General features: G+C 61.5%; 11 protein-coding genes. 8 read left to right on the forward strand and 3 right to left on the reverse strand.

Translation table 11 applies throughout. The features are described 5' to 3' along the window. The 3 genes from AC3B8H_RS13590 to AC3B8H_RS13600 form a co-directional block, all read left to right on the forward strand. A partial coding sequence (locus AC3B8H_RS13590; protein ID WP_488442085.1) for a hypothetical protein occupies positions 1–755 on the forward strand: 755 nt, incomplete at its 5' end. Between the two features lie 111 nt (positions 756–866). Further along, positions 867–1,478 carry a TetR/AcrR family transcriptional regulator gene (locus tag AC3B8H_RS13595; protein WP_488442086.1) on the forward strand — a complete coding sequence of 204 codons (612 nt, stop codon included), beginning with the start codon at positions 867–869 and terminating at the stop codon, positions 1,476–1,478. Between the two features lies 1 nt (position 1,479). Then, positions 1,480–2,604: a methyltransferase gene (locus AC3B8H_RS13600; RefSeq protein WP_488442087.1), complete on the forward strand. Its 1,125-nt coding sequence runs from the start codon at positions 1,480–1,482 to the stop codon at positions 2,602–2,604. 70 nt (positions 2,605–2,674) lie between these two features. Here the strand turns inward: AC3B8H_RS13600 and AC3B8H_RS13605 are convergent, their stop codons facing one another. Together AC3B8H_RS13605 and AC3B8H_RS13610 are read right to left on the reverse strand one after the other, a co-directional pair. Continuing rightward, entirely contained in the window at positions 2,675–4,069 is a 1,395-nt protein-coding gene (locus tag AC3B8H_RS13605; protein ID WP_488442088.1) for a DUF6513 domain-containing protein, read from the reverse strand. Beyond that, positions 4,066–4,602: a flavoprotein gene (locus AC3B8H_RS13610; protein WP_488442089.1), complete on the reverse strand. Its 537-nt coding sequence runs from the start codon at positions 4,600–4,602 to the stop codon at positions 4,066–4,068. The genes AC3B8H_RS13605 and AC3B8H_RS13610 overlap by 4 nt, the downstream gene beginning before the upstream one ends. A gap of 409 nt (positions 4,603–5,011) precedes the next feature. On the opposite strand from AC3B8H_RS13610, the gene AC3B8H_RS13615 reads away from it, so the two are divergent. Together AC3B8H_RS13615 and AC3B8H_RS13620 are read left to right on the forward strand one after the other, a co-directional pair. Next, positions 5,012–6,547, forward strand: coding sequence for a MinD/ParA family protein (locus AC3B8H_RS13615; protein ID WP_488442090.1), 1,536 nt, complete (start codon positions 5,012–5,014; stop codon positions 6,545–6,547). A gap of 156 nt (positions 6,548–6,703) precedes the next feature. Beyond that, on the forward strand, positions 6,704–7,672 hold the full coding sequence (locus tag AC3B8H_RS13620) for an FAD:protein FMN transferase (protein ID WP_488442091.1): 969 nt from the start codon (positions 6,704–6,706) through the stop codon (positions 7,670–7,672). A 331-nt stretch (positions 7,673–8,003) separates the two neighbouring features. Here the strand turns inward: AC3B8H_RS13620 and AC3B8H_RS13625 are convergent, their stop codons facing one another. Continuing rightward, positions 8,004–8,705, reverse strand: coding sequence for a ComF family protein (locus AC3B8H_RS13625; RefSeq protein WP_488442092.1), 702 nt, complete (start codon positions 8,703–8,705; stop codon positions 8,004–8,006). Between the two features lie 72 nt (positions 8,706–8,777). On the opposite strand from AC3B8H_RS13625, the gene bioB reads away from it, so the two are divergent. The 3 genes from bioB to AC3B8H_RS13640 all read left to right on the forward strand — a co-directional run. Further along, a complete protein-coding gene (gene bioB / locus AC3B8H_RS13630) occupies positions 8,778–9,767 on the forward strand; it encodes a biotin synthase BioB (protein WP_488442093.1) in 990 nt (329 codons plus the stop codon). Beyond that, positions 9,767–10,924, forward strand: a complete 1,158-nt coding sequence (bioF, locus tag AC3B8H_RS13635) for an 8-amino-7-oxononanoate synthase (RefSeq protein WP_488442094.1) — start codon at positions 9,767–9,769, stop codon at positions 10,922–10,924. The genes bioB and bioF overlap by 1 nt, the downstream gene beginning before the upstream one ends. After that, positions 10,921–11,622: alpha/beta fold hydrolase (locus tag AC3B8H_RS13640; RefSeq protein WP_488442095.1), on the forward strand; the 702-nt coding region annotated here is incomplete at its 3' end. The genes bioF and AC3B8H_RS13640, both read left to right, overlap by 4 nt.

Here is an 11,622-nt window from a genome sequence, read left to right on the forward strand (position 1 = left end):
GTAGTACATTCCTCATTGGTGGTGGAAAATCCTCACTAACACTTCTCCTTGTGTTGCTGAGGAAAGCGGTACTTCTAATAACACTGGCTATGGTCTCTATCGGCTTCGACCAAGGCCCCAATGATTTAGGCAAACCCAATATGCTCATTTTCGAAAAACTCGGTGGCATCGCCATCATCGCCGGTTCATTGCTGCTCAGCGCCTACGCGGTCTTGTTCCCGATCTTGTTACCACTAGGGACGGGAACCTTCGACTATGCCGAGGTCGTGCGCAGCCCAGGCTGGGCGCCTTTAGCGATGGTTGCCTTCGCCGGCGTTCTGGCGTTGCTGGCCGGCTTCTATGCCGTTTATGCAAACATGCGTGCCACGGCCGGTTGGCAGGGCGCCGTCGGTTTTTTATTCATCGAGGCGGCTTATTTGTTACAGGCCTGCAAGGTGACTTGGGAGCTGTTTCTCTATCCCGTCATCGCCCGCTATCCGGAAACCGCCTTCCTGTTGCGAGACGCCGTTATCAAAAACGATCCGGCGGTGTTGGCGTTTAGAATGTCGGCTTCGGAGACGATACTGGTCGGCATCGTGTTGTTTTGTCTGTCGCTTTATCGTTCGGCTATCTATCCCAAACCCGCGGCGGTGTTGATCTTTGTTGGTGCAGTGGTTTATGCGCTGGGCCCCGCGATTTCAGTGTTCGTGTCGATCGCCGGGATTTTCACCTTCGCCGTGGGCTGCATGCTGCTCGGGGTGCGCTTGCTGCGCTGATTGCGAGCGGCTGTTTGTCAATCAAACCCCGCATCTTGATTGGCGAAACCGCTAGGGCGCATGTGCCGCCGGTGCTAACCTGCCGCCATCATGGCTTGCAGGAGTTATTTAATGAACGATATTTCCGACCCGGTTTATGCGCGCCTGCTTAAGGCGGCGCTGGAATGTTTTCTGGCCGACGAATACCACAAGGTCACCACCCGCGCGATCGCCGACAAGGCCGGCGCCAATGTCTCGATGATCCGCTATTACTTCGGCAACAAGGAAGGACTGTACGAAGAGATGATACGCGAGACGCTCAAGCCCATCCTGGACATGCTCGACAGCGATGCGCTGTCCGAGGTCGGCGGTTTCGCCGAATACCTGCGCCTGTATTACCACACAATGCGCCAGCATCCCGAGTTTCCCAAGCTCATCCTCAAGGTGCTCGCCCTCAACCATGGGCCAGGCCGGCGTTTCATCCTGCAATTGCTGGAGCGCGGCCGCAGCGGCGGCGCGCGGCGGCTGGAACAGCTGAAGGCAAGCGGCCTGGTGGATCAGGCGCTCAATCCCGACGTGGCGCGCATGGCCTTCGTCAGCCTGGCGATGATGCCGATGCTGCTGAAAGACATTTTCGAGGAGCAAATGGGTGGGCAGATGGACGACGCCTTTCTCGACCAACTCGCCGCGCTCAACGGCAAACTGCTGGCGGCGGGCATGGCTATCGCCCAAGCGGGAGCCTGACATGACCTTGCAAAACAACGCTGGCGCGGTGCGCCGCTTCGCCAAACTCGCCCGATTCGGCGCCTGGCTGCAAAACCTGCCTAACAAACTGGTGCCGGCGCCGTTCCGCCTGATCCAGATCGGTTCGGCCTTCTGGCAATCGCGGGCACTGTATGTCGCCGCGCGGCTGGACATCGCCGGCGCGCTGGGCGATGGCGAAGCGAGCGTCGATACCCTGGCTGAGCGCGTTGGCGCCGACGCCGATGCACTGTACCGCTTGCTGCGCATGCTGGCGGCAATCGGCGTGTTTGAGGAAGTCTCGCCGCGTCGCTTCCGTAACAACAAACTTTCGTCATGCCTGCGCCCGGACCATCCCCACAGCGTGCGGGCGATGGTGCTGATGCACAACTCGCCGGAAATGACCCGGCCATGGTTCGAGCAATTGGAGCAGGGCGTGCGTAGCGGCGGCGTGCCGTTCGAATTGGCGCACTGGCAGGCGTTTTACTCGTATATGGATGGCAACCCGGAATTCGATACGCTGTTCGCGCAGGCGATGGATAGCGTCGAAGCCGTGGCCGGCGACAGTTTTGCTACCGATTTCGATTGGTCGCGCTTCGAGCGCATCATCGACGTCGGCGGCTCCAAGGGCGCAAAATCGCTGGCCATTCTCAAGCGTCATCCGCAGCTTAAGGCACTGGTGGCCGACCGCCAACAGGTCATCCAAGGCGCGGCGCAGTTCTGGCAGGAAAAGGGCGAGGGCGCCATGCTGCAACGCATGAGCTTCGAAGTCCGCGATCTGCTGCAATCCGTGCCCAAGGCGCAAAGCGGCAAGGACATCTATTTGCTGAGCGCGGTGTTGCATGGCTTCGACGATGCCGCCTGCATCGCCGTTTTATCCAACGTGGCGCGCGCCGCTGCGGGCCACGATGCGGCTATCGCCTTGATGGAAATGCTGATGCCGGACAGCCGCGCCGACGTTGCCACGGCCGCTTTCGATCTGCAGATGTTGGTCAACACCCGTGGTCGGGAACGGACGCTGGCGGAATGGCGGTGGTTGTTCGATCAGAGCGGGTTGGTGCTGCAGGAGGTGGTGGGCTTGCGGACGTTCGGGAAAATATTGGTGCTACGGACTGTTCGATGGCGCTAACCGTTTACGCCGTAATTTCGCCGGCGCCGCGACCCCGACAATAAATGCGGTGCAAAGGCCGATTCGCTCCTCACTCGTCATGCCGTTTCATCGTGGTGCCCGCCGGCTTAAATGTGTGTAGATCGACCGTGGTTTCGGCCGCCTGACTGGCGCAGCCCCAGTTCAACGGTTGGTCCTGGGTGAAGCGCTTGCCCAGTTGCCAGGCGATTTCGGCGCGGGCCAATTCCACGCCCAGATAAAAGGCGTGGCCGCCGTCGGTTTCGACGCCCAGTTTGGGATACAGCTCGAAGGGGTCCAATGCGCTGTGCAGGCCGTCGCGATTGAACACGTGCAAACCTTCGCTGCTGACTTGAATCCGGTAGCTGGGGTCCTTGATCTGTCCGGCCAGCGCCTCGATTTCATCGCGGCTGTTCAAAAACGGCGCGGTGTCGTGCACGGTCAGCAAATCGGCGGCAATGTGCTTGGGCAGCGTGTTGTGTTGCTTGGCGGTATGCATGATGCGCCGCGCCCGGTCGGCTTCGCGGATCGCCCGACAGGCATGCTTGCTGACTTCGGTGGCCAGAATGTGGCCGATGTCCAATTCCGAGCATATCCCAAGTAACAGCGCGTTCATGCCGGCGGTGTCGGCGTGGGTCAGTTCGGTCAGATTGCCGACGCCCATCATCATTTCCACCTCGGGATAGCGGCGGCGAAACGCGTGGTTGCGGACGATGGATTCGGTAAAGCCGAAATGGATCGGGTCCAGGATAGGATCGACGATGAAGGCGCGGCCCTTGGCTTGCAGCGTCTCGATGGCCTTATCCAGCGTGCTCAGGTCGCCGTGGGTTTGCGGAATCAGAATCGGCGTGGCCGCCACTTCGTCGGCGATCCATAAACTGCGCTCGGTCAAGCTCAGCATGTAGTCGGCGCCGGCCCTGGCCCCGGCCAGCAAATCGGCGTCTTCCAGCGAATCGATGCTGACCGTGTAACCGGCCTGCTTCAAGGCCTGGATGGCTTCTGGCAAATGCGGGAACGGCGTGCCGGGCAGGCAGCCGATGTCGATCACGTCGGCGCCGTTGGCGGCGTAATAGGCGGCGCGCTGCAAGATCGCCTCGATGCCGATGTTCGGCGCATCGACGATTTCGGCGAAGATTTTGGTGCGGTATTGGCTCAAATCGTAGTGATGGGCGGCCATGCCGAAATGCTGCGGCAGATCCTTGATTTCCTCCGGGCCGCGCTCGACCGGCACGCCGAAGTGTTGGCTCAACACCGCCAGATCGCCCCGGCAGCGGCCGGGCAGTATCACCCGGTCGGCGCCCAGCGCATCCGGCAGGCGGCGGATAATCATGTCCACGGTAATCAGGGCCGCGACGGTGACGCCCATCACGTGTACCTTGTACTGAAAGTCCGGCTGCATCGCCTCCAGCACTTGGCGAACCTGTTTTTCCGCCAACTTGCCTGTGATGAACAGGATTTTTTCGCTCATAGCGCCGCCAGTCTGGCCTTGACCGCGACGATCAACTGCTCCACGTCGTCAACCACCTGGGTGTAGGGAAAGCGGCGCAGACGGTCGGTGGCTTCCAGATCGATGGGCCTGGGATAGACCATGAATTTCTTGTTGCCGGGCGCGGTGGTTTCGATTTCCGGCGCGGTATCGCAGGGATAGACGATGCTTGGAATCCGGCATTTGCCGGCCTGGGCGTATAAATTGGTCGCCAGCGAATCGGCGATGCCGAGCACGCATTTGGCGACGGTATTGGAAGTGGTCGGGGCCATCACGAAGGTATGATAGTCGCCCTTGTAAAACAGGCCGACCGGCGGGGCCGAAGCCGCCTTGTCGCGGTACACCGGCATCCGGGCGCGGACATCATCCAGCTTGATGCCGTACATTTTCAGCACTTCCTCGCCGGCCTGACTGAGATACAGATCGACATGATCCAGCGTCATGATAAATTCCAGGCATTCTTCGATGTAATGGCCGGAACCGGTAATGGCCCAGGCGAGACGCGGCGTAGTCATGGTCAAGGTGTCGGTAGCGGGCCGCTCATTATACTGGAACGGGCCGGCTTCGGCTTCGCTCAGCCAACGGGGCGACGGCTTTGGGCTTCGGGGCGCTGGTCGCGGCCGGCCGCTCGAGCCAGTTGGTCAATCCGGTCGGGCGTTTCCAAGCGTCAAACTTAACGGCATCGCCCGGCCGAATTTAGGCATAATGATGATCGGTCTTAAGATATGGTCATTAATAACTTCCCGATAAAATTTTCCGTCCGTCCCGAGCCTGTCGAAGGACGGCCCCAAAATTCCCGGCCGAATGCCGTCACTCGTTCACGCTTGGATGAGCTTGGCCCGAACGGGTGACGGTCTTTGGGGAAGTTATTGTTAACGGAATCCTGAACGGTTTAGTCTCTGTCAACGAAAGGAAGGGTGAGCGATGGTGGAATACTCGCGCGCGGAGCTGGCGCGGCAAGCGCATGTCATGACATTTACCAGCGGCAAGGGCGGCGTCGGCAAGACTTGCTTGACGGCTAACATCGCGGCGGCGATGGCGTTGCGCGGCGCCAAGGTGTGCATATTCGATGCCGATACCGGTCTTGCCAACATCAATATTCTGCTGGGCCTGCGTCCCGAGTTTACGCTGGAACACGTGCTGCGCGGCGAAAAAACCATCAACGAGGTGGTCGTCACCACCGCCGGCGGCGTCGCGGTGGTGCCGGGGGCATCCGGGATAGCCGCTTGCGCGAATCTCGGCCCCGGCGAAGCGCGCCGACTGTTGGATGCCTTGGCGGCCTTGGAAGGCCAATACGACTACATTCTGATCGATTCCGCCGCCGGCGTCGCCGACCATGTCCTGCAATTCGTCGAGGCCGCCCCCAGGGCGTTCTTGGTGATTACCGCCGAGCCGACTTCGCTAACCGATGCCTTTTCGCTGCTGAAACTGTTGAACGCCCGGCATTATCCCGGCCAATTGAAAGTGATCGTCAATCAGGCCGCCGATTACGCCGCCGCGATGGAAACCTATCGGCGCTTCGCGGCCGTGGTCGAAAAATACCTGAGCTTGCGGGCGGACTACGGCGGTTACGTCGCGCGCGACGAAAACCTGCCGCGCTCGGTGACGCTGCAATCGCCCATCGTCGAATTGATGAGCCAATCGCCGGCCAGCCGTTGTCTGACCGCGCTGGCCGACAACATCGTCAAGTACATCGGTAGCGAGGCGCCGCAATCCGGTTTAAGCGAGTATTGGCGCGGCGCGTTGGCCGAAAGCCAAACCGTGGCGGATGCGACCGGATTTGCGGGAACCGGCGCTGAATCGGCCAAGTTCAAGGCCGACCAACGCGACCAAGCCGAAGCCGCGTTGTTGCGCGGCATTGCCGAGTTCGTCGAACGCCACGGCGAGTTCCCGAAAGCCTTCAAGCAACTGTTTTTTCGCTGGCTGGAGACCGAAAACCACGCCGCTCCCCGCCTGATCGAATTGGTGACGACGCTGGAGGCACTATATACCGCGCGCTACCGCGAGCCGATGTTCGGCTTGGAAAGCAACGCCGCCCGGCTGATCGCGCAAACCGGCGGCGCCGAGGATCAATTGCGCGGCCTGATTCGCCAATTGCGCGACGCCTACCGGCAAGCGCACGCAAGCGACGTCTTCGATTTGGAACAGGAATTGTCCGGCACGATAAGCCGCGACGACTTCACCGAGGAGCGCTTCGAGGCGCTGGCGATGCGAATGCGCGCGGCGTTTCAGGCTCGTTTCAACAAGCCTTACCAAAGTCAAAGCGAATTATTGCTGGAATCGACCGCCGAGGCGCTGGCGGCGATGGCTGGGCAAGAACAAGCGTTGCAAACCGAATTTGCCTCGCTAACGCAACAAATGCGTCAACTCACCTCGCGGCGCGAAGCGTTGCTAACCGCCATCGAACACGCTCAGCAACAGCAATTGACCGTTGCCGGCCAAACCTCCATCGACGGCTGATGGCAGCCGGTCGTCGCGGACCGAGCCCGTGTTGGCCGAGCCGTGAGCCTGTCGTTTGCAGGTCGGTTTAAAATCTTGGCCGGTTCTCGCTACGCTAACCCGATCCGCCGAATCCATTGAGCGCCGGCCGCCGCGTAAATTGCAAATTGCCCCGTCATGACATCGAAAAAACCCAGCAAACGCCGTCCGTTAACGTTTCACCGCCACGAATTCCAAGCCATGGGGACGCCGTGCGAAATCCAATTGTTCGCGCCCAGCTCAGCGGCGGCCGGCACGGCGGCGGAGGCGGCGGTGGCGGATGTGCGGCGCTTGGAGGCGCGCTATTCGCGGTATCGCGACGACAGTTTGCTGTCGGAAATCAACCGGGTGGCGGCGGCCGGCGGCTCGATCGAAGTCGATGACGAGACCGCCAGCTTGCTGGATTATGCGTTGACCTGCTACGAGCAAAGCGAGGGCTTGTTTGATGTGACCTCCGGAATCTTGCGCCGGGCCTGGAAATTCGATGCCGGCCGTTTGCCGGAGCCGGAGATGTTGGCGGCGTTGTTGGACAAAGTGGGTTGGCATCGGTTGTGCTGGCGCCGGCCGAAGCTAACGTTCTCGGTGGCCGGCATGGAAATCGATTTCGGCGGCGTGGTCAAGGAATACGCCGCCGATTGCGCGGCGACCATCTGTCGCAACCACGGAGTTCAGCGCGGGGTGGTTAACTTGGGCGGTGATATACGGGTGATCGGCCCGCGCGGCGACGGCAGTCCCTGGCGGGTAGGCATTCGCGATCCGCGTCGGCCTGGCGGTTTGTTGGATACCTTGCACTTGTACGAGGGCGCGGTGGCCAGCAGTGGGGATTACGAGCGCTGTATGGTCATCGATAACGTGCGCTACGGCCATATTCTGAATCCGAAGACCGGTTGGCCGGTGCGGCATCTGGCGGCGGTGACCGTGGTCGGCGATTTCTGCGTGGTGGCCGGCAGTGCTTCGACGATTGCGATGCTGAAGGAAGGCGACGGCGTCGAGTGGCTGGAAGAATTGAATCTGCCGCACTTATGGGTGGACGTGGCCGGTCACAGTGGCGGGACTCTGTTCGCTTCGGCCGAGCCGTTGGGGTCGGGTGCCGGTGCGCCGCGCTGAGCGGTTATTTTGTTCAAGCTTTCGCTGATTCGGCCGATATTTCGGCTGTCCGCCCAAACGGGCGGACAGTTCTCAATCCACGGGAGATCGACATGTCATCCATATCCGGAGTGGGCTCCACGCCTTACGTTCCTCTCGTCAATCAAGCGAAGCCGCCTGATGCGAATCAGCAGCCCGCGTCGCAACCGGTTCAAGCGGTCGCGAAAGATGCCGATGGGGACAGCGATGCTAGTAAAGGCGGAACCATCGATACTTACGCTTAGACGGGGTGTCGATATTGGTGGTAGCGATCGGGCCGGTTAATACCGGCCCGATTTTTTTCGGCGGTCCATCAAGCCCTGGCGCAGACCCAGACGTCCACCCGGCCGACGCCGGCTCGCTTCAGTGCCGTTGCCAGCGCGGCGACCGTGGCGCCGGTGGTCATCACATCATCGACGATGGCCACGTGGCGGTAACCCAGCGGCCGCGTGACGCGAAAGGCGTTGCGCAGGTTCTTGCGGCGCTGTTTGGCCGGCAACGCGATTTGGTGGCCGGTATCGCGCAGCCTTTGGCAGCTGTGTAAATCCAGCGGAATTTTCAAAACGGTGGACAAATGCCGGGCAATTTCTATGGCTTGGTTGAAGCCGCGCTCTCGGTAGCGCCCGCGATGCAGCGGCACCGGGATCAGGCATTCCGGCAATTCGGCTTGATGGCCGGCATGGGCCGCCAGCAAGCCGGCCAGCACGCGGGCGTTTTTGTAGTCGCGTTGAAACTTCAGCCGGCTCACCAAATAGCGCATTTGGCTGCGATACAGAAACGGCGCGTAGGTTTCGTCGAAAGCCGGCGTTTTGCTGAGGCAGCGCCCGCAAAGCATGGGTTGAGGATGGCTGATTTCGAAGGGTTCGCCGCAACGGTAGCAGCAGGAAACATTGCGCGGCAGCTCGTTCAGGCAACCGACGCACAGGTCCAGGCCGGTGTGGCCGGGCGCGCCGCACAAGACGCAGCGTGGCGGCAGCAGTAAAGTCTGTATAATGTTTAGCCAATGGTTTACCATTTTTCTTTAAACAGGTTGATAAGCGGTCCCGGTCACCGCTTGCGCCACCGCCGAGCATGGGAGAGTAGCAGAATGTCCGCCAGCCAGAAACCGTCGAATCACGCCGTCCAACTTCGTCACGATTGGCAATTGGCCGAGGTCGAGGCCTTGTTCGCGTTGCCGTTTAACGATCTGATTTTTCAGGCCCAGACCGCGCATCGGGCGTTCTTCGATCCCAACGAAATCCAGGTCAGCAGCTTGCTGAGCATTAAGACCGGCTCCTGCTCGGAAGATTGCGGTTATTGCCCGCAAAGCGCCCGCTACGATTCCGATCTGACGCCTGAGGCTTTGATGCCGGTCGAAGCGGTCTTGCAAGCCGCGCAACAGGCCAAGGCGCAGGGCGCTTCGCGGTTTTGCATGGGGGCCGCCTGGCGCAGTCCGAAGGATAGAGACATCGAGCGGGTCGTCGAGATGGTCAAGGGCGTCAAGGCGCTGGGCATGGAGACCTGCGTGACGCTGGGCATGCTGACCGACCGGCAAACCCAAGCCTTGAAGGATGGCGGTCTGGATTATTACAACCACAACCTCGATACCTCCGAGGACTATTACTCGGAAATCATCACCACCCGGACCTATCAGGATCGGCTGGATACGTTGGAGCGGGTGCGCGAGGCCGGCATCAACGTCTGTTGCGGCGGCATTGTCGGCATGGGCGAATCGGCGGTCGATCGCGCCAAATTGCTGCTGCAACTGGCGAATCTGCCCAAACACCCGGAGAGTGTGCCGATCAACATGTTGGTGCAGGTCGAAGGCACGCCGCTGCACGGCACCGCTTCACTGGACCCGCTGGTGTTCGTGCGGACCGTGGCGGTGGCCAGAATCATGATGCCGCAATCGCGCGTCCGTTTGTCGGCCGGCCGCAGCCAGATGAGCGACGAAATGCAGGCCCTGTGCTTTCTGGCCGGCGCCAATTCGATGTTCTACGGCGATAAATTGCTGACGACCGATAATCCGATGACCAGTCACGACCAGCAATTATTTCAGCGCTTGGGCGTACGGATGGGCGGCTCCAGCTACGCGTGATGGCCGGTTTTTACGACTTCGGCGGCGAACTGCGCCGGCTGGAGCAACAGGGTTTATACCGGCGGCGCCGGGTCGTGGACGGTCCGCAAGGCGTGCTGCTGGACGTGGACGGGCGGCGGATGGTCAACTTCTGCGGCAACGACTATCTGGGTCTGGCCGCCGATCCGCGCCTGGTCGAAGCCTTCCAGCGCGGCGCGGCGCGTTACGGCGTCGGCAGCGGCTCCGCCCATTTGATTTGCGGGCATGGTACCGCCCATCACGCCTTGGAAGAGGCGCTGGCCGAGTTTACCGGCCGGCGGCGGGCCTTGCTGTTCTCCACCGGTTACATGGCGAATGTCGGGACGATTTCGGCCTTGCTGGGTCGCGGCGATACGGTGCTGGAAGACCGATTGAATCATGCCTCGTTGTTGGACGGCGGCTTGCTGGCCGGCGCCCGGTTTCGCCGCTACCGCCATGCCGATGCCGACGATTTGGCCGGAAAACTGGCGACCGCCGGCGGCAAGGTCTTGGTGGTCAGCGACGGCGTGTTCAGCATGGACGGCGATTTGGCGCCGCTGCCGGTGCTGGCGGAATTGGCCGGCCGCCATGACGCCGGTTTGTTGATCGACGACGCCCACGGTTTCGGCGTGCTCGGCCAGCGCGGTGGCGGCATTGTCGAACACTTCGGGTTGAGCGCGGAGCAGGTGCCGATTCTGGTCGGCACGCTGGGTAAGGCCTTCGGCACTTTCGGGGCCTTCGTTGCCGGTTCCGACGACTTGATCGAATTATTGATTCAAAAGGCCCGCAGCTACGTGTTTACGACGGCGATGCCGCCGGCGGTCGCCGAGGCCACGCTGGCCGCGTTGCGCATCGTGCGCGAGGAAACCTGGCGGCGCGATCGCTTGCGCGAGTTAATTGCCCGTTTCCGGCAAGGCGCGGAGCAACTGGGCTTGCCGGTAATGGCTTCCGAAACCGCGATCCAACCGCTGCCGACCGGCGATAGCGAGCGGGCGGTGGCGCTGAGCCGGGCCTTGGCCGAGCGGGGTTTTTGGGTCGGCGCGATTCGGCCGCCGACCGTGCCGGCCGGCACCGCCCGCTTGCGGGTGACCTTGTCGGCCCTGCACGGCGATGCCCAAATCGATGCATTGCTGGACGCGCTGAGCGAACTCGGCGCATGACGTTCATCCATCTGGACCGGCTCGGTAGCGGGCCGCCGTTGCTGATGTTGCATGGTTGGGCCATGCACGGCGGCGTGTTGCGCGGGTTCGCCGAGCGCTTGGCCGAGCGCTTTCAAATCTTCGTCGCGGATTTACCCGGCCACGGCCATAGCGGCGCGCTGGAGCCGTTCGAGTTGGCGCGGGTCGGCGATGCCTTGCTGGCGGCATTAGCGCTTGACCGTTTTGCGCTAATGGGTTGGTCGTTGGGCGGCGCCGTCGCGCTGGACATCGCCGCGCGCTATCCGGAACGGGTCGAGCATTTGACTTTACTGGCCAGCAATCCCAAATTCGTTGGCGATAGCGTCTGGCCGGGCATGCGGCCGACGGTACTGGACGGCTTTGCCGAACTCTTGCTCGCCGACCCAAAAGCCACGCTGCAACGCTTTTTGGGCTTGCAAGTGCAAGGTTTGCCCGAGCAACGCCAATTACTGACACGACTGCGGCAAGCGGTCGCCGATGCGCCGATGCCGGCCGAGTCGGCGTTGCGTGGCGGGCTGGAAACATTGAAAACCGTCGATTTGCGCGAACAGTGGCGGCATCTGCGCTGTCCGGCCACGGCTGTTTTCGGTGGCAGGGATATGCTGGTTCCGGTTGCCGCCGCTAAAGCGCTAGCCGATTTGCGGTCCGAGGCCGACATCTATTGTATCGATGCGGCCGGT

The organism is Methylomonas sp. BG-2 (assembly GCF_057766305.1).